This window comes from Microcoleus sp. Pol7_A1, from assembly GCF_036701085.1.
In the GTDB taxonomy this organism is placed as follows: domain Bacteria; phylum Cyanobacteriota; class Cyanobacteriia; order Cyanobacteriales; family Microcoleaceae; genus Microcoleus; species Microcoleus asticus.
Genome location: NZ_JAUBQD010000002.1, coordinates 1 through 18700 on the forward strand (window position 1 = coordinate 1; position 18700 = coordinate 18700).

At 45.3% G+C, this 18700-nt stretch carries 20 protein-coding genes and 1 pseudogene; 10 read left to right on the forward strand and 11 right to left on the reverse strand.

What is annotated here, in order from left to right; genetic code table 11:
* The coding region (locus tag QUA20_RS01570; RefSeq protein ID WP_333184701.1) for a serine hydrolase at positions 1-450 on the forward strand (450 nt) is incomplete at its 5' end.
* Positions 451-734: 284 nt separating this feature from the next.
* Here QUA20_RS01570 and QUA20_RS01575 read toward each other — a convergent pair.
* Positions 735-962, reverse strand: a complete 228-nt coding sequence (locus tag QUA20_RS01575; RefSeq protein ID WP_333184704.1) for a hypothetical protein — start codon at positions 960-962, stop codon at positions 735-737.
* A gap of 71 nt (positions 963-1033) precedes the next feature.
* On the opposite strand from QUA20_RS01575, the gene QUA20_RS01580 reads away from it, so the two are divergent.
* The 5 genes from QUA20_RS01580 (at position 1034) to QUA20_RS01600 (ending at position 3959) form a co-directional block, all read left to right on the forward strand.
* Entirely contained in the window at positions 1034-1240 is a 207-nt protein-coding gene (locus QUA20_RS01580; RefSeq protein WP_333184707.1) for a ParA family protein, read from the forward strand.
* 120 nt (positions 1241-1360) lie between these two features.
* Entirely contained in the window at positions 1361-1846 is a 486-nt protein-coding gene (locus tag QUA20_RS01585) for a hypothetical protein (protein ID WP_333184710.1), read from the forward strand.
* Positions 1847-2057: 211 nt separating this feature from the next.
* A complete protein-coding gene (locus QUA20_RS01590) occupies positions 2058-2648 on the forward strand; it encodes a ParA family protein (protein WP_333184713.1) in 591 nt (196 codons plus the stop codon).
* Positions 2645-2896 carry a CopG family transcriptional regulator gene (locus tag QUA20_RS01595; protein ID WP_333184716.1) on the forward strand — a complete coding sequence of 84 codons (252 nt, stop codon included), beginning with the start codon at positions 2645-2647 and terminating at the stop codon, positions 2894-2896. Before QUA20_RS01590 ends, QUA20_RS01595 begins: the two co-directional genes overlap by 4 nt.
* Positions 2897-3056: 160 nt before the next feature.
* Positions 3057-3959 (forward strand): DNA/RNA non-specific endonuclease, encoded by a 903-nt coding sequence (locus QUA20_RS01600; protein ID WP_333184718.1) that lies wholly within the window; start codon positions 3057-3059, stop codon positions 3957-3959.
* A 386-nt stretch (positions 3960-4345) separates the two neighbouring features.
* On the opposite strand, the gene QUA20_RS01605 is transcribed toward QUA20_RS01600, so the two are convergent.
* The 5 genes from QUA20_RS01605 to QUA20_RS01625 form a co-directional block, all read right to left on the reverse strand.
* Complete coding sequence (locus tag QUA20_RS01605) at positions 4346-4741, reverse strand: nuclease A inhibitor family protein (RefSeq protein ID WP_333184721.1); 396 nt, start codon at positions 4739-4741, stop codon at positions 4346-4348.
* Between the two features lie 51 nt (positions 4742-4792).
* On the reverse strand, positions 4793-5158 hold the full coding sequence (locus QUA20_RS01610) for a DUF4087 domain-containing protein (RefSeq protein ID WP_333184725.1): 366 nt from the start codon (positions 5156-5158) through the stop codon (positions 4793-4795).
* Between the two features lie 446 nt (positions 5159-5604).
* Positions 5605-6147 (reverse strand): hypothetical protein, encoded by a 543-nt coding sequence (locus QUA20_RS01615; RefSeq protein WP_333184728.1) that lies wholly within the window; start codon positions 6145-6147, stop codon positions 5605-5607.
* 221 nt (positions 6148-6368) lie between these two features.
* Positions 6369-6731 carry a hypothetical protein gene (locus tag QUA20_RS01620; RefSeq protein ID WP_333184731.1) on the reverse strand — a complete coding sequence of 121 codons (363 nt, stop codon included), beginning with the start codon at positions 6729-6731 and terminating at the stop codon, positions 6369-6371.
* Between the two features lie 82 nt (positions 6732-6813).
* Positions 6814-7260, reverse strand: coding sequence for a hypothetical protein (locus QUA20_RS01625; RefSeq protein ID WP_333184734.1), 447 nt, complete (start codon positions 7258-7260; stop codon positions 6814-6816).
* Between the two features lie 304 nt (positions 7261-7564).
* On the opposite strand from QUA20_RS01625, the gene QUA20_RS01630 reads away from it, so the two are divergent.
* From QUA20_RS01630 to QUA20_RS01645, 4 genes are all read left to right on the forward strand, one after another.
* Positions 7565-8317, forward strand: a complete 753-nt coding sequence (locus QUA20_RS01630; protein ID WP_172191177.1) for an SDR family oxidoreductase — start codon at positions 7565-7567, stop codon at positions 8315-8317.
* 66 nt (positions 8318-8383) lie between these two features.
* Positions 8384-8983: a glutathione S-transferase gene (locus QUA20_RS01635; RefSeq protein ID WP_333184739.1), complete on the forward strand. Its 600-nt coding sequence runs from the start codon at positions 8384-8386 to the stop codon at positions 8981-8983.
* A 33-nt stretch (positions 8984-9016) separates the two neighbouring features.
* Entirely contained in the window at positions 9017-9976 is a 960-nt protein-coding gene (locus QUA20_RS01640) for a pyridoxamine 5'-phosphate oxidase family protein (RefSeq protein ID WP_333184742.1), read from the forward strand.
* A 35-nt stretch (positions 9977-10011) separates the two neighbouring features.
* Entirely contained in the window at positions 10012-10923 is a 912-nt protein-coding gene (locus QUA20_RS01645; protein WP_172191183.1) for an SDR family NAD(P)-dependent oxidoreductase, read from the forward strand.
* A gap of 22 nt (positions 10924-10945) precedes the next feature.
* Here the strand turns inward: QUA20_RS01645 and QUA20_RS01650 are convergent, their stop codons facing one another.
* The 5 genes and pseudogenes from QUA20_RS01650 to QUA20_RS01670 form a co-directional block, all read right to left on the reverse strand.
* Entirely contained in the window at positions 10946-14116 is a 3171-nt protein-coding gene (locus tag QUA20_RS01650; RefSeq protein WP_445304637.1) for an ATP-binding protein, read from the reverse strand.
* Positions 14117-14211: 95 nt separating this feature from the next.
* Complete coding sequence (locus tag QUA20_RS01655) at positions 14212-15531, reverse strand: sensor histidine kinase (RefSeq protein ID WP_172191185.1); 1320 nt, start codon at positions 15529-15531, stop codon at positions 14212-14214.
* 229 nt (positions 15532-15760) lie between these two features.
* Positions 15761-16477, reverse strand: a complete 717-nt coding sequence (locus QUA20_RS01660; RefSeq protein WP_333184751.1) for a GIY-YIG nuclease family protein — start codon at positions 16475-16477, stop codon at positions 15761-15763.
* The gene (gene iscB / locus QUA20_RS01665) at positions 16455-17729 is read right to left on the reverse strand and encodes an RNA-guided endonuclease IscB (protein ID WP_333184754.1); all 1275 of its coding nucleotides are present in this window, start codon (positions 17727-17729) and stop codon (positions 16455-16457) included. The genes QUA20_RS01660 and iscB overlap by 23 nt, the downstream gene beginning before the upstream one ends.
* Positions 17730-18052: 323 nt before the next feature.
* Positions 18053-18178: pseudogene (locus QUA20_RS01670) on the reverse strand (IS1 family transposase); the annotation flags it as partial.
* Positions 18179-18700: the final 522 nt, after the last annotated feature.

The following is an 18700-nucleotide window of genomic DNA, read 5'->3' on the forward strand; positions in this document are numbered from 1 at the left end:
GTTGTCACTGAGTATTTGCGCGGTCTTGGCGTAAACGATATCGTTGTTGCTCACACGGAGAAGGAGCTGGCGCAAGGCACAGCAGTGAAGTACCGCAACTATGCAACACCTGATGCTGCCGTCGTTTTGTTGCGCGCCTTTCACGAGGGAAAAGGGCTTTCAAAATCCAGTCAAGCTTTATTGCTGCAATTGATGACAGAAACAACTACAGGTCTAAAGCGCATTAAAGGACTGTTGCCTGATGGGACGGTTGTGGCCCACAAAACGGGTACTTCGTCTACTGTAAATGGAGTGACGGCTGCAACCAACGATGTTGGACTCGTAACGCTCCCCAATGGACAACACATGGCGATTGCAGTTTTTGTTTCAGACTCTAGAGCAAACGATGCGGTACGCGAGGAAGTCATCGCAAAAGTGGCGAAGGCAGCATGGGACGAATGGAGCAAATAGTTGCTGAAGGCGAAGGTTTTAACGGTCGATCGCTCTCTTTTATAGTGGAACTCATAAAAAACTTTTATGATTTCTAAACCTTTGATGCCACTAGACGTTGAGCACATTTTTAGTCACCAATGCCCTTCTACACAAAGTAACGCATTCTCTTTGCTCTGGTTTGTAAGGTTTCTCTGATAGGGCGGACGGTTAGCGTGCTAGCCACTATGCCGCCAGCCCGCTACGAGATTCCGAAGGTTTGGAGAAGTTTTCCGCTACCTTGATGCGGGTTAGGACGATCGTCCCTACCCCTCAACCTCCTTAAGCCCATCCTCCAACAACACCCGCACAATATCCACTTTCTTGCGCCCCGTCCTGGCTGCCAACATCGACAGTTTGCGGTGCAGAGATTCGGACATATCCACGGTAAATCTGACCGTGGCTTCTTTATCGGGTGCTTGAAGTCGGTGAGTCAGGCTACTTTCCTTGGATTGAACGGGATGAGTAATGAGCAAATTTAAACATTCAAACATTCAGTTGTCTAGACGTTCAGATGTTTAAAGTGTAAAATAAGGCTGATGAACTCAAAATTAAACCTACGATCGTGACAGTCGCCTCATTCAAGGGCGGAGTCGAAAAGACTACCACAGCACTGCATTTGGCGGCTTACTTGCAAAGCAAAGCGCCCGCTTTGTTGGTAGACGGCGACCTCAACCGCAGTGCGTTGGATTGGGCAGCTCGCGGTTCCCTGCCGTTCAAAGTAGTAGATATGACGGATGACAACCCCGTTAAAACCCATACTAAGAATTGATTGTGCTATAGTAGCACACACAGGCATACTTTAGAAAAAATAGCGTCGCTTACAGTATGCCTTTAAAGCACAGTAAGGGCATACTCCGGTCTGCATCTTTTCCATCCCGAACCAGAGCCAATGGCAACCAAGAACATCAGAATTGTGGGCTATTTGCCACCCTACTACCACCAAAAGTTGCGCGACTACATGGTAGAGCAGTCTCTAACGGAAAGTGCCGCGCTCGCCAAAATCATCAAGCAATTCTTTGAAGCAGTCCCAGCGCTTTCGGCCGAAACGGTAGCTTCCGAAACCAGGGAAACTTTCGCCCAACTGCGATCGGAAATTGCCGATTTACATGGGCGAGTCGCAGCTTTGGAAACAGCAGAAATTCAACGCCAATTCAATAAAACTTCTCCCAAAAACTTTGGAGCAGAACAGCCCCAAATAACACTGCGCCCCCTGAAAGCTGCTGACCTAGCAAAACGGTTGGGAGTAAGTGCCGAAACTATTGAAACTGCTGCTGCTAAAGGCAGCAGTTCCTTTGTTGAATGGAGCAAACGGCGAGATCCTGGTTCAAGAGCATGGCACAAAAAGGGCAATTTTTATCATCCGAATCCAGATTGAGGTAGAACGATGAGCTGCTTTGATTTGTGGGAAGATCCACCGCCTCTCATCGCCTACAACCGAACGCTACGTTGTTATCGTTAATTAGCCGAGCCAACCCGCCCTATAACTGGCTAGATACGGCATCATTTTAAACGTTCAACCATTTAAATGTCTAGACATTTAGATGATTAAAGGATAAAGTTGAGTTAATCAACGTATCGATAAACCTATGATCGTGACAATCGCCTCATTCAAGGGCGGAGTCGGCAAGACAACTACAGCACTGCACTTGGCGGCTTACCTGCAAACCAAAGCACCTACGCTTTTGGTAGACGGCGACCTCAACCGCAGTGCTTTGGATTGGGCTGCGCGGGGTTCCCTCCCGTTCAAAGTAGTGGATGAAAAGCAAGGAGTTCGCTTTGCCAGAGATTACGAGCACATCGTGATAGACACGCCGGCTCGACCAAACCCCGACGAACTCAAAACTGTAGCTGAAGGGTGCGATTTGCTGATATTACCGAGTTCTCCCGATGCGATGGCCCTGAGCGCGATGGTGCAAATGGTGGAAGCTCTGCATTCCCTAAAATCGAATTACCGCATTTTGCTCACCCTCATCCCACCTGCTCCTAGCAAAGTCGGGATTGAGTCTCGGAGAACGATCGAGAAAGCCCAGTTGCCGATATTCAAAGCTGAGATCAGGCGGCTAGCAGTATTTCAAAAAGCTGCCCTCGCCGGGGTTCCTGTAAACGCTATCAAAGACCCTTACGCCAAAGCTGCTTGGGGTTGTTATGCCGCTGTCGGCAAGGAGATATTGCCATGAGCCGCTTTGATGATTTACTGAAGGCGAAGAAACTCAAACCAGGCGAACCCGATCTCGAACCTGCACCAACTCCGGCATTACCCAAAAGCAAAGACCCAAACTTTGTCAGGGCTACTGTTTACCTGCCCAAACAAATGCACCGCGACCTCAAATCTGCTGCCGCACAGTCAGGTGAAGAAATCAGCGAGCTGGTTGAAAAGTCCGTCGCTCAATACCTCCAGCAGCTTAGTGCCAATACAACAATTTAAACGTTTGAATATTTGAATGGTTGAATGTTTGAATGTTGCGACTTTTTTCTCTTATGTGCAGCAGTTACCTTTCCCGTCAATCGCTGCATTCTTGAGTTCCTGGAATGTTGGGTGCATATGTTGGTAAGCTGGCACTGGACTCGTAAGGGAGCGGTGCAGCATGAAGAAAATACGGCAGTTGGGGGCGATCGCTCTGATTTTGGGGATGATGGCTGGCTGCAATCTGACATCAGCCCCGCCATCTTCACTACCGCGAGTTTCCCGTAAACCAGGGATCGAAAAGCCAAAGCAAAAACCTGCACCCACAGCGCAAAATCCCGTAGCTTCAGCAACCAACAACCGCAACTTGCTGCTGGGCAATCCCAGCAATGCAGTTTCTAGCATTGCCAGTATTGACAATTACCTGATGGTGAAGTTTCAGTACGTGATGAGCTACAACAACAAAACGCACATTGCTAACTGGGTTTCGTGGCAGCTCAATAAATCTTGGATTGGGTCAGCCGATCGCCAGGACAACTTCCGCCCCGATGATTCCCTGCCGGATGCTTGGTACAAAGTGCGACCAACAGATTACAGCGGAAGTGGCTATGATCGGGGACACATTACACCGAGTGCCGATAGAACTCGGAACAAACCCGACAACAGCAGCACATTCCTGATGACTAACATGATGCCGCAAGTGCCAGAACTCAACCGAGGCGTGTGGGGGGATCTGGAGGAGTATTCTCGCGAATTGGTGCAGCAGGGTAAGGAACTTTACATCGTAGCCGGGCCCGTCGGGAAGCAAGGCGCGATCGGCAAAACACAAAAGATTGTGGTGCCGGCAAAGACTTGGAAAGTCATTGTTGTCTTAGACCGACCGGGATTGGGGTTGCAGGGAATTGACGCAAATACCCGGACGATTGCCGTGATGATGCCGAACGATGCCAGCGTCAAAGGCCGGGGATGGAAAACTTTTCGAGTACCGGTGAAGCAAGTTGAGCGCGAAACGGGGCTGAACTTGTTATCTAATCTGTCGCCCCAGGTTCAGCAAGTCATTGAAAGTAAAGTTGATGGTGAGTAAAAAAGGGATAAAACTTACTTTTTTGCTTGAGACTTTTAACCAACTGCATTAATATTTGCCATTAGGAATCCGTAACAACAAATCAATAAAAGTAACTTGACTAGCCAGTTAATCCTGACATTATATTTTCTATCAAGGAAAGACCAGAGGGGAGGAAAAACAATTAGGAACATAAGAAAGGAAGTTATAATACCCATCTTGTATGGCTTGCCCTCTGTGTAAGAGAGGAATAATAAAATTCCTAGTACAACCAAACAGTAAAGAGAAACAAGCCAACTAAATACTGTGCCGATCGCGCTCATATTACAATACCTCTTCCTGACTCTAATTATGGTTTCTATGTCACTAAATGAGTGAACTACCCAACGCTGACCTGTCTGTTGCAATCAAGTCTCCACCAATTTCGTAGACAGCCCAGCCAATCCGCCACCGGGAGTCAGCCCGAGAATGTAAGCATCGATGTCGGTGGTGCCCACTCGGTAAACCTGGATGTTTGATAAATTCTGCTTCAGTACGCTCACTAAGTTCTGGAACCGCTTCACTGTTTCCCGTTCTTCTTCATCGTGCCAGTCTTCCTCTGCGGTGGCGATCGCAAAGAAGTCGTCAACCGTCCGCATTTCAACGGGAGCATCGGGTGGGTGTCCGGTGAGTTCGAGCAACTTCGTTTGTGTGAGTTCTTCCTGTGTCGGCCAGCTTACGACCTCAAAGGGAGCGTCGGTTTCGCTTCCGAAGAGTAAGCCTTTGGAAGCTTGGTTGAGTTGGTCGGCGATCGATTCGGTCATGGTGGTGATGGTTCCTAAGCTTTACTGTGATTGTACGGTTGTTGGCTGGAACTAAGGACTTTTTGGTACATTCGGATCTTGGCGACAGGTTGAGAGCGGTAATGATTCGCCACCCCGAATTTCGCTAATTCTCAATCGATCGCTATCTGTCACCACATCCATACAAGCACAACCATACCCATAATAACCATTCGTTTTGACGTACTCTTTCTCGTTATAGGTAGGAAGATTATCCATTCCTTGGGCTTCATATCCTCCTTGTTGCGAGATAATCCAACGACCATCTTTGTCTATTAAATACCAATTTCTAGGCGTGGGATTATGCAACCATCCACACCTAGTTTCAACTGCTTTAGCAGGAAGGGCAACGATAACAAGAGATGAAACAATAACGGATATAAACAAGTTTGTCTTCATAAATATAAGTTTAGTTAGTTTTTACTCACTTATAGCAAATTCATTAACACTGATTAATGCAGGTGAAGTAACAGCCCAATACCGCAATCCCTACTTGTTTGACTCCGAGAAAAGTTGGAGTTCCCGGCACTGCTGCTTATAGACGGGGAATTGGGAAGGGCCAGAGTAGAATAGCACCCTAATTTACTCACAGTTAGTCAAGCATACTGCACGACTTCATCAGCTTGAGCCCGTGCTATTGGACAATAAGCCTCAATGTACGGGGGTGGCATAGCGGATTGCTGCGTTGGGAAAGCGGGCTTGGAGCCGATCGCCAAGCCATAGACAAACTTATCAATTCACTGTCAACGAGTGACTGCCATGATTTCCTAAAACCTGTACGGGGCAAAGAATTGATAGTTACAGCGAGTGTCAGACAGTTTGAGAACGCAACTTTCGATCGCATCTTATTTACAAACAGCTTTAATAACACTCAGCTCTGCTCGGTCGCTAACTTTTACAGCTACGGGATATGCACCACCCGTTAGAGTTTCTGCGGAATAGGTTGTAATTTGCTTGTTGTTTTTATCGTAGATGTCAATGTTCAATATACTGCGGACTTTCGTTTTGCAGTTTACTGAATTTGAAATTAATAACGAAGCAGCTCCTTTAGGTGTAAAACAAGTAGTTTTACCGCTGGCACGACCGCCGCAGTGCGATTCATTTATAGCAAAATCGTAAGAGCAAGGGCATCTTTCTCCGTGATAAGGACGGCGTAGGGGCATTTCCCTATTATTGACCGCTGCGCGGGGAAATATCCTCGCTGAAGTATAAAACTTTTGCGGTTTACTGGAGTCAAGAGAGGCAACGTCTAAATAATTGGCTATTTGGTTTTCATCTGTGATTATTCTGAGCCATTTAGGTTTTTGCTTGGCTATTGAATAAGTATTGCCACTGAATAAAAAAAACCACACACAAAACACGGTTAAACTAATTCTGAATTCGAGCATTTTACCTGCATCAAGAAAGAGATTTAGCGAGCATCCACTTGCAGTATACAGGAATCTCTCAACAAAAAATATTTATTGGGGAAGCAGTTGGCATTGAGATATCAACAACAATAGGAGTTGCGCTTTGTACCGCTCCACAATAAAAGGTAAGGTTTCTATCAAAGTAATTTAGGTAATGGTTGAGATATCACGCATAAGCTACCGATCGCCTTCAGTCGCCCTCAATCTCCCTCAACTTCCACCTCCAACTGATACACCCGCAAACTCGGATGTTCGCCAATCAGTCGCCAGCCATATCCTTCAACAATTGGTGAAGGTCGCGCTCCTTGGCGGTACAGGAATATCGGCTCGTTTCTCATCAGTGCTGTGAATATCTCCCGCTCTCTGTCTTTGCCATCATCCCAGATGAGGTGAGCTTTACTGAAGTAACCAACGCCCATCAAACTAGCAAAGAGCCATTCCATGAGAGTTTGCTGCTCGTCTTGGTTAAGCGTGGATTCACCGTAAGTGTCGATTACGGGTATTTTGGATTTAGGCTTGAGTGATGCGATGACGGCGGTAAAGAGGTTGAGGTACTTTTTCATTGGTCGGTGGAGATGCGGTTACTTCTAGTTAGTTGGGAAGAAAGATAATGTTCGATCGAGCGCACGTTCGGATATTGCCGAGTTAGAAGGCTGTTTTAAAAGTTATCAACCAAACGATCGAATTAACAGCCAACAAAAAGGTATAAAAAATATAGATTGATGGAGCACACATAGCTCTCGATAAAGAAGGCATTTTAAATATTTTCAAAGAACCGAGCGGGTGAACTAAACCTTTTGGTACATAACGAGTATTAAAACTTTCATCTAAAGCCCTTTCATCATTCAAGAATTCGGTAACTTCAGCAGCTCTTTGCATATAATAAAATTGCACCCTCCAGTAGGTAGCTTCTAAAAACCAAAAACCAAAAATTATAACGTATCCCAGCGGAACCAAGACATCTATTTTGCTGGCAAATACCCAACCAATCAATGCTACCCAAATGGTAAGTGCAGCAGTTTTTAACTGCATCAGAATTGTTGTGAAGTTAGCTATTTTTTGTTCTAGTTCCTGTGCTCCTTGTTGCAGCATTGCTAGCTGAAATTCAAATCGATCCATGTTTGATTCGGAGGTGGCTGATTGTTCATATATCAATAGTTCGGACAGTTTTAGATATAGTGGAGTGTCCGAAACCCAGACTGGCTATATGGTAAACTATTTTTTCAAGGTTTAAGTCGAGCGCCCTTGTTGCCTAAAATTCGTTAAAAATGGCAGGGCTTCCTCGCCCTCGGCTTACAGGATCGTTAAAAAACTGTCCGAACTATTGGCGTAAAGCAAGTAATAATATCTTAACCCTCTCTCAGTACAGACGAAATACGTAAAATGGAGGAATCTTATGTCAGGTAAACTTACAGGCAAAATTGCACTGGTAACAGGTGGGAACAGTGGGATTGGACTCGCGACTGCCCAACGGTTTGTAGCAGAGGGAGCTTACGTCTTTATCACGGGTCGGCGTCAAAACGACCTCGATGCTGCGGTGAAGCAGATTGGCAAAAATGTCACCGCCGTTCAGGGTGATGTATCAAATCTCGCGGATATCGATCGCCTGTTTGCCGCGATTAAGCAAGAGCAAGGGCACCTCGATGTAATCTTTGCCAATGCGGGCGGTGGAGAAATTGCTCCACTGGGATCGATCACTGAAGAACACTTTGACAAAACATTCAACGCAAATGTCAAAGGTTTGCTATTCACCGTGCAGAAGGCATTACCACTGCTGCCAGAGGGCGCTTCTATTATTCTGAACGCCTCGACTGCTTCTACCGTAGGCACCCCAGCCTTTAGCGTTTATAGCGCGACCAAGGCTGCCGTGCGATCGTTTGCCCGCAATTGGATACTCGACCTCAAAGAACGCAAAATTAGAGTCAATGCGATTAGTCCTGGCGTGGTTCCGACTCCTGGCTACACCCTTTTGGGATTGAGCGAAGAGCAGGTGCAGGAATTTGTGAACAGTCAAGCCGTCACCATTCCGCTAGGACGAGTTGGTACGCCCGATGAAATTGCCAAAGCCGTTGTCTTTCTTGCTTCAGACGATAGCAGCTTTGTTAATGGCATCGAACTGTTCGTTGATGGTGGTATGGCACAAATCTGAATATGAGTGAATTAGGAAATAGTGCTTTCCTAAATCACTCATATTTACACTCAAAAGAGAAACATCATGATTAAGCTTTACGGTCACGAAATGTCTGGTAACAGTTACAAACCAAGACTGTTGCTGGAACTATTAAATATCGAATATGAATGGGTCAAAGTGGACTTAATGAAAGGCGAACAAAAATCGCCGGAATACTTGGCACTCAACCCATTGGGACAGGTTCCTTTGTTGGTCGATGGCGATACCAAACTAGCTGATGCTCAAGCTATTTTGGTGTACTTAGCGCGGCAGCATGGCGGCGATCGCTGGCTGCCGTTGGATGCCCTCCCGTTGGCTCAAGTCGTTCGCTGGCTATCGACAACTGCTGGAGAAATCCGCCAGGGCCCTGAACATTCCCGACTTTATTATTTGTTTGGGGCTACCAGTATCAATATCGAACGCGCACACCAGCAAGCAGAGAATATCCTGACTCAATTAGATAGGCATTTGAGTACGCGCAACTGGTTAGAATTCGATCGCCCCACCATCGCTGATATCGCAGTCTTTCCTTACGTTGCTCTGGCGAACGATGGCAAGATTGACCTCGCACCCTATCCCAGCGTCCTAGCTTGGATCGATCGCATCAAACAACTCCCCGGCTATATCCCAATGGCTGGACTGTAGGCGAACCGCACAGCTTAAAAACAGAGGTAACGTATGGCAATCCCAGGCTGGACAAGAACCGAATCGCCGTTTCATGCGGGCGAACTAGCAATTCAAGATCGAATGGGTACGCAGACCAAGATGGATAGGCAAGGACGACAAATGATTCGGGAATACCTGCCCGATCAGTTTCGCCAGTTCTTCTCCCAACTTTCTTACATAATTGTGGGTACGGTGGATGTGACAGGCAGCCCCTGGGCTTCAATTCTGGTAGGGAAACCGGGCTTTGTATCAACGCCTGACGATCGTACCTTACAGATTGCCGCCAAACCCCTATTTGGCGATCCTTTCACAAATAATCTTGCCGATGGCATCGATATCGGCTTGCTGGGAATTGAACTCCATACCCGCCGCCGCAATCGCGTGAACGGTACTGTCGCAGCAATGGACTCGGATCGCTTTGAAGTGCAAGTGGGACAAAGCTTTGGCAACTGTCCCAAATATATTCAAACTCGGATGTTTGAGCTAATTAATCGAGATTCAGCAACGCCGCCATCGATCCATCAATTCCAAATGCTTGGAGCCCAAGAACGTGCCACGATTGCTGGGGCTGATACCTTCTTCATTGCAACCGCTTATCAAAATACATCGGCAGGCATTGCTAGCGGGGTAGATGTTTCTCATCGCGGTGGCAAATCAGGCTTTGTGCGGCTCGATGATCACTGTACGCTGACCGTTCCCGACTTCTCTGGCAATTGTCAGTTTAATACCTTTGGCAACCTAGAGTTGAATCCAAGGGCAGGACTGCTATTCGTGGATTTCGACCGCGGCAACCTGCTCTATCTCACAGGCACAGCCGAAGTGATTTGGGAAGGTGCCCAAATCAATGACTACGAGGGAGCAGAGCGATTGTTTCGCTTCCACCTCGATCGCGGCTGTCGGGTAGAGGGCAGCCTCCCGCTGAGCTGGTCATCGCCAGCGTTCTCGCCTTTCCTGGATCGCACAGGTTTCTGATAAGGGCATCACTCGACATTCTTAAAGGAGCATATATGTCACTGATTAAAACACCATTCGGGCAACATTCCACCGCTGCCGAGGTGGTAAAGGGAATCGATCTTTCTGGCAAGCGGGCGATCGTCACTGGAGCAGCATCGGGCATCGGCATCGAGACAGCACGGGCACTCGCTCGTACAGGTGCTGAAGTGACCCTGGCTGTGCGTGACATCAATGCTGGTCAAAAGACAGCGGCTGACATCACTACTACTACGGGTAATGGAAACATTCACGTTGCCTTGCTGGATCTGACTGATCGAGCTTCGATCGCTACATTTGTCGATGCGTGGAATGAACCATTACATATCCTTGTCAATAATGCTGGTGTAATGGCATTGCCTGAACAATACACGTCCGAAGGCTGGGAGATGCAGTTTGCTACCAATCATCTTGGGCACTTTGCTCTGACACTCGGACTCCATCATGCACTGGCAGCGGCTGGTGCGGCACGTATCGTCTCCGTCAGTTCTAGCGGACACCTGCTCTCGCCAGTGGTCTTCGATGATATCCACTTCGCCTTTCGCCGTTACGATCCGTGGTTGGCATACGGACAGTCCAAGACTGCCATTGTCCTTTTCGCGGTTGGTGCAGCCTCACGCTGGTTGAAGGATGGCATTACGGCTAATGCTTTGATGCCGGGGGCGATCGCGACCAACCTTCAGCGCCATGTAGGTGGGATTCAGACACCACCAGAGCGGCAGAAAACACCGGAACAGGGTGCTGCCACCTCAGTTTTGCTGGCAACCTCCCCCTTGCTGAAGGGCATTGGCGGTCGCTACTTCGAGGATTGTAACGAAGCCGCGATCGTGCCTCGGCGAACCGAAGACTACAGTGGCGTTGCACCCTATGCTCTCAACTCGGACAACGCCGATCGCCTCTGGGAGGAATCGTTGCGCCTGCTTGCCTGACCGTGTTTTTAAACAGCGGTAATTAATCCTTTTGCTTGTATTGACTAATAAAAGACTTTAGCTGTTTTTCTTGAAACTTTTGAGCAAATTCACACAACTGCTCAGCAAAAGGAATAAAATTGGCATCCAAATTTTTTAAATGTTCGGCTTGTTTGATAATCGCTTTCAAATTGCCTTTCATAATTAAATCATAGAAAATATCAATTTCTTCTGGGGGTGGAGGAACTATAGCCGCAGCCGACGATAAGGCGCTATCTCGTTTAATACTTTTGGCAGGGGGAGGAAAGACTTCAACTAACTGTTCGTAGAGCCAAGATAGCCCTAAATGTCTGTGCAACAATCTAAACAAATCAGAAGCTTCTACAGGTTTGGGAAGAAAAGCATCCGCCCCAGCATCTAAACTATTGTGCTGGTCAGTTTCAAACACTGAAGCTGAGGAGACAATTATTAAAATATCTTTCAATTCTGGCAATTCACGCAGGCGGCGCATCAACTCAAAACCCTTCATTTGGGGCATTACCAAGTCGGTGATAATAGCATCTGGCATTAATTCGCGAGCTTGCTCTAAACCTTCAATTCCATTGGTAGCTTCAACAACTATAAAGCCAATGGGTGCGAGCAAATTGACAATCACAGAGCGATTTTCCCACCTATCATCTACTACGAGAATTTTGCGCTTGTTTCCTGTAAAGCCGACTATAGTTCTTGTTGGCTGCACTGTCGGTAAAACCTTTCCATCAGACATTGATAAACTCAAATCAAACCAGAACTTGCTGCCTATCTGCGGCTTGCTACTTACTAGGATGCTACTTCCCATTATTTCAATAATTTTTAAGCTAATTGCCAATCCTAAACCAGTTCCTTCTGCCATGCGGCGAGCCTCACCTACCTGTTCAAATGGCAGAAATATTTTCTGCATTTGTTCGCTCGTCATTCCCACGCCAGTATCTTCGATTTGAAAGCGGATTTTGTGGATAGCTTTCGGTGCGATCGCAGTTGATTCAACAGCTACAGATTCTACTACAGCCACTTTAAAAATAACGCCACCTGCATCAGTAAATTTAACAGCATTACCCAAAAGATTGACTAACACTTGCCGTAAGCGTTTTTCGTCAGTCTTAACGATACTTGGTAGTGCAGCATCAAATTGGCATTCTAAAGAAATGCCTTTCTGTTCAGCTTTAATGCGGCAGATTTCGCTGACTACCTGAAGAAATGCTAGGAAATAGAAATTTGTGGGATAGAGTTCCATTTTTCTAGCTTCAATTTTAGAAAGGTCTAAAATATCATTAATCAGAGTAAGCAAGTGCGAACCGCACTGGTAAATGATGTTAATCTCAGCAATTTGTTTGGGAGTTAACCTGCTATCTCGCTGGAGGATTTGAGCATAACCTAAAATGCCGTTGAGAGGTGTTCGTAATTCGTGGCTCATGTTAGCAAGAAATTCACTTTTAGCTTGATTGGCAGCATCAGCGACAACTTTAGCTTCTTGGAGTGCGAGTTCTACAATTTTGCGGTCTGTAATGTCTTGAAAAGTTCCTTTAAATTTGACAGGTACATCATTTTTGTAGTGAGGTTGACCGAGAATATGAACCCATCGCTGATTTTTTTTACCCGTAACGAACTGCAACTCTATATCAAAAGGTTCTTTATTTGCGATCGCACTTTCGAGTGCTGGTTCCAAAATCTGTAAGGACTCAGATGGATAGAAAGCCTTTGCTGCTGCCATAGTTAACTGAAAACCTGAATCAACTTCATAAATGCGGTAAACTTCTTCTGTCCAAGCCAATTCTTCAGTTTCTAGATTGATTTCCCAGCCGCCAACTTTTGCTAACTGTTGGGTTTGGTTGAGAAGTGCTTTGCTTTCTCGCAGTGCGGTAGTCCGTTCATCAACGCGCTGTTCTAACTCTTCGTTGGTTTTTTCTAAGGCAGTAAAAGACTCTTGTAATTGCTGTACCATTTGATTGAACGATTCAGCTAAAATATCCAGTTCTCCAATCGATTCGACCTCTACTTTTTGGTTTAATTTTCCCTTTGCTATTGCTCTACTTGCATCCCTCAAACGCAGAATAGGCTCAGCTATCCAGCCAGAGGTAAAAATTCCCAGAATGGCAGCCAGCAATAATGATAAAAGGCACAGCAAAATCGTAGTCCTGGTGTTAGAATTAATTTGATCCATGAAGTCCGCTTCGGAGACAGCAACTACAATTAGCCAGTCAATACCGCGACCGTTTTTAAATGGTGTCACCTGTAGAAATTGGTGCTTGCCACCCAAGTCAAACGTGAGTTGCTGGTTAGTATTAATTTTGCTCAAGTCGCCAAACTTATCGATCAAATATTGGGATGAAAGGCGAATCAAAGGCACGCTACTTTCAGTTGCTTTCATCCGCTTCTCAACCTTCCCATCCTTACTAACTAGAAATGGCTTTTCCGACGTTGAGGAAGCTACAATCAGTCCTGAGCGTTCCATGATGAATGTCTTTCCAGACTTACCAATTTTTAAACTTTGTAGGAAGTCGCGGGTTTGACTGTCAAGTAGCTCCGCACCTAAAACACCTATCAAATTACCAGTTGAGTCATAGACTGGCTGACTAGCAGTAATTCCCAAATGATGACTTCCGAATACAAGAAAAGGATCGATCCATCTGGGTTTTCCTGCTGCAACCGCTGCTTTATACCAGGGTCGATTTCGCGCGTCAAAAGCAGGAATGATTTTTTCCAGCTTTTTGCGATTGCCAAAGCTATCTGTAGAGTACCAGACTAACTTGCCACTAACAAATCTTTCTGTTGTGTAAATATATAATTTCTCATTATCTTGACGCTGGGCTACAACTATTCCTCCGAGAGGATTGCCAAAATAAATAGCACTTACTGAATCAAAAACTTGAAGCTGATGCCACAAATGACGCTCCAAATCTCTCTGATTCTGCACGTCCAACAAGTTAACATTAATAGTAGCCGCGAGGCTTTGATTGACTTGATAAGCGCTCGTAAGGTAAGTCCCCAGGTTCTGCTCAATGCGATTGCTAATTTCCCCCCGTAACTGAGCAGCAACATCGTTAACAGCTTTCTGACCATTGCGTAATGATAGCCATCCTGTTAACCCCACAGCCGCAAAAATTTGCAGTAAAAATGGCCCTACTAGAACAAGGCGGAGGGGGAGTTTTCTAGAGTGAGAAGCAGTTAAGCGCATCATAGAACAGTCCAGCGAGCGTGATATTAATGTGATCTTATTTTTGACAAAAACACAAGTAAAATATTGGGCTTGTTTGTTACCACAATCGGCAATTATGACTGCTCTATTGGGATTTCAACAGTGAAGTCAGTACCCTGACCCAGTGTGGAAGTACAAGTGATTTTTCCTCCATGTTTCTCTACCACAATTTGATAACTAATACTCAATCCCAAGCCTGTACCTTTCCCTGCTGGTTTGGTTGTAAAAAAAGCTTCAAATAGTTTACAAGCTACTGTCTCTTCGATACCTATACCGTTATCAGCAATGTGAATTTTTACTGAATTATCATTTGCTAATTCTGTGCTAATTGTAATCTTACAATTAGCAGATTTTGCGGATTGGGAATTTACCATTTTATCTTCCAAGGCATCAATTGCATTGGCAATCAAATTCATAAAAACTTGATTTAACTGTCCCGCATAGCATTCCACTAACGGTAAATTGCCGTATTCTTTAACCACCTCAATCGCGGGGCGATCGCCACTTCCCTTCAGCCGATGGCGCAAAATTAAAAGAGTGCTATCTAGCCCTTCGTGAATGTTTGCAGCTACCTTATTTGATGTATCCATCCGCGAAAAATTTCGCAAAGAAACACTAATGTTGCTAATTCTATCTGCTCCTAACTTCATTGAACTAATCACATTTGGCAAGTCTTCTAGCAGGTAATTTAGCTCAATTTCTTCAGCATGATCGGAAATCTGAGGGAGGCGATTGGGATAACTTTGTTGATAAAGCTTCAAATGGGCAATCAATTCTTTTATATATTCAGAAATGTGAGTAAGGTTCCCGAAAATAAAACTAACTGGATTGTTAATTTCATGAGCAACGCCAGCCACTAACTGGCCCAAACTGGACATTTTTTCAGTTTGCACTAATTGAACTTGAGTTTGTTGTAAGTTATGTAAAGCCTGGGATAATTCAGCCGTTCGTTCTTGTACGCGCTGTTCTAGTTCCTGATTTTGTTTTTCAATTTTCTGAGTCAAAAAATGCAATTTTAGATGCAGTTTAACGCGAGCTAAAACTTCTTCTTGCTGAAAGGGTTTAGTTATATAATCCACTGCCCCTAAAGACAGACCTTTAACCTTATCAACGGTGTCAGACAGAGCGCTCATAAAAATCACGGGGATGTCAGCAGTTAAAGGATTTGCTTTCAGGCGATCGCAAGTTTCAAACCCATCTATCCCCGGCATCATTATATCCAACAAAATTAAATTAGGGAGTGCATAGCCCACCTTTTCAATAGCACTTTCTCCATCTTGTGCCACCCAAACCTCAAAGGAGGCATCATCCAACAAATTATAAAGTACCCCTAAGTTATTAGAGTTGTCATCTACGATTAAAACAATATCTTTCTTTTCAGAATCGGTGTTCATTTATTTGGCTCTTCATTACATATGATGCTTAACTTGTAATTAAGCATCATAACGCTTGCTGTACAATAAGGGTTCTAGCCGTAGATCGCCCGTATTCTTAGCCTCAAACGCTAAAAATAATGACTACACTTATTACCTAGCGAAGCTTTTAGGCTAGCGGACAGGTATGTTTAGCATACCAAGTAAGGAAGAACCGGAATGTGGTTTAAAATACCAAATTGCAGCAGTTTCACTTACCAAAAGGCTGTCCCCAATATTGCCAGCATTCTTTGTTAAAAGGTGATTTCCACTTATAAATAAGCTCCAATTCCAGTTGCAGCCGCTGTTGGCGATTGCTCGGTGCGCCGTACCAAAATGCTATGGCTACAGCCACATCCAGGGAATAACGTCGGTGCAGTTCGATGTAATTGCCAATGTAGCTGTGGCAGTAGTGGTTCGTCCATCTTTGTTTGGGAGTGCGCTCTGTTTCACCCACGTAGAGGAGCAATGGAAGCGCATTATCGATGACAAAATAGAGACAATTGGAATCGCCCCAATCCGGTTTCTCGCAGAAAGAGAGATTGTGCAATTCCAGGGCAAAGGGGTCTATGTTGTTGGAGTCACAGGGATTTGGCGCTAGCTCGAATAGACTTCCCTGTCGCGGTTGGTCAACGCCTTCAGATTGTTGGTGTTCAAAAATACGTTGTTTCCAAGAATGCAGCGCTTCAGAACTCATCGTTAGTTGAGGAGATTTAGCGGAGCTGGGTTTGGGTTGCGGAAAAAGTTCGAGTTGCTGCACAGATTTTAAGATTGTTGGACGATCGCTGCTGGAAAGTGTAAGCTCAATAGAATTCTGCCAAACGCCACGCTCACCAGAAAACGAGCGAGAAGCCCCTGGCTTTAGACATGGGGAGGAAAGCGGCTGCGACTTCAGTCGCCTTGAATTAAAATCCATAGGAATAGCCATCTTTTTTGTGAATAGATTTGCAATATTTATGACTAATTCCTGCTACTCTTCCCGTCGTTGTGGCGATGTCGAACGAACCGGATGCGCGGCAAAGAATTCGTCCCACATAGGAGCCGACCTTCTTGCCTGCTGTGACGGTAGCGCTGACAATATCGCCAGTTTGAAAACCGAAATGGATTTGCTTTCTCGACTTATGACGAATTGGGAAGCCAAACTTATCTGTGCCGCACATTTGTCGAGTACCGTGTCCTGCTGCCTTAATTAGCAGCGGTTGAGAAGTCAGCACTTTTAATTCTTCGACTTTGCCTACACAAGCAGCATCTAACCAGTGAGTTTTAGCTAAATTCAATCGAGTGCGGTTGAACTTTGTTAGACCACCACTGCCTGTAGAAACAAGCAAGCCAGTCATACGAAGTCGGTTAAATAACGCCCAGCGAGTTGAATTGACTGCTGCTGCGTCTTTTAAAGACCGCTTTGCTTGAGATAGAATTCGCTTCAAAATTTCTGGCTTTTTGGAGAGGAATTGTTCAATATCTTGAGTTCCCTTCCGAGTATTACAATTTTCGCAAGCAAGGCAAAGATTAGAAATACGATTAGATCCGCCTTTGGCTTTGGGATGAATGTGTTCGACTTGTAGCGGTGTATCCGTAACTCCACAATACGCGCACTTCCTATCCCATTTATTCAACAAGTATTCGCGGATTTCGTAACCACATAAAACGCCTTGCTGGTACTCCAGTCCACTAATTTCTGGATTTTCTAGTCGTTGTAAGTCGAATCGCACAAGTTCTTGAGCAATAGAACTAATGGGAGCGACTTTCATTAATCTAGTTACCCATGTCAGGATTGTTTCGACACGATGTTGCAAGCTTGGAGCCAGCCATCCTTTAGGGCAAGTTCTATTTAGAAATCTAGCCTTTCGATAACGAGTATGGCGATTTCTCCTGCCTCTACGCAGTGAACGGCGAGACTCCAAACAGGCTTTAATTGATTGACCTCGGTGAGTTAGTTCTGCACCAAAGATTACGTTTTCTCCTTCGACTAATGCAATGCCCGTGGTTTTGGAGCCAGGATCTATTTTAAGAGTGATGGGTTGTTGGGATACCGTTACCTCTACTTTGAGAATTAGCGTAAATGGATACCTTTTGAAAACAGCAGCTTTGCCAGTGGTTAGCAATTTACGAGCCATTCCTGGGCGGATTGGATTGAGCGGTCGTTTTTGGGTATCAAGTACAAAAACGAAATTAGACATAAAGTCCTCCATTGCTGGGTAAAGTTCGCTTCGAGAATGTTTTATGAGCTTGTTGTGTCAAAAGCACTGGTTTAACCCCGTTAAGCCTGTTTAACTTTTGGCGATAGAGCGGAAAACTAGCGTCGCATTCTCCGGTATCATGACTCAAAAAACGGAGGTCTAATCCTGTCTCTGGTAAGGTTCGAGCTTTCTTCTTGAACCGCTCGGAACGAGCCGGACTTCCCGAAAGCCCCCGCTTTTAAGCGTGGGGTTCCTTACGGTAGTAATGTCTCCAAATATCGCACTCATACTCTCACAATTATACCAAAATGATTACATTGTGCGTAATGTCGTAGTCGCGTATTCTCGCCCTCTAATCTGGTCATGTAACTTTTATAGATAATTTGGTCTTTATCGGGAATAAACCTTGGGTAAACTAGCCATCTATCTGTGATATAAAAGTAACATTTTACTGAAGTCTTAGAAGCTTTGAGAACAGCTATATCTTATAGATTTGTGCGCTGGCTACAACAAAATATGGACGCTCAAGCTGCATATAAAGCCAGTTGGGATTTTGTTTGGGCTTAAAAGTTGTTTAAGTCCCGTTAATTTTTGGGGAGCACTAAAGTCAGTCATTTGCTGTACAAAATCAGGTGTGTACTGTACAAAAGAGCGTGAGAATACAGACATTTGCAGGGACTGGCCTCTACCTGTTTTTATCCGAAAATATCCGGCAAACGCCTGCAATTTCATGTCCCTTTACTGCTTTTTTGTGCTGTTCGTGCCTTTGCCTGTTGTGACTGGTTATGGCTGTTCTCTCTTGGTAGCAAGCAATGGTTTTGCGATCGCAAACCGTGACTAATGCGTCCAGACGAAAAATATCCACCCCCCATGAATATTGAGCATACTGCTTACCCGCAGTTCAAACCTTATTGATATAGAATCAGGAACGACGGCGATGATCGCGACTGAAGCCCAAATACATCAATAAG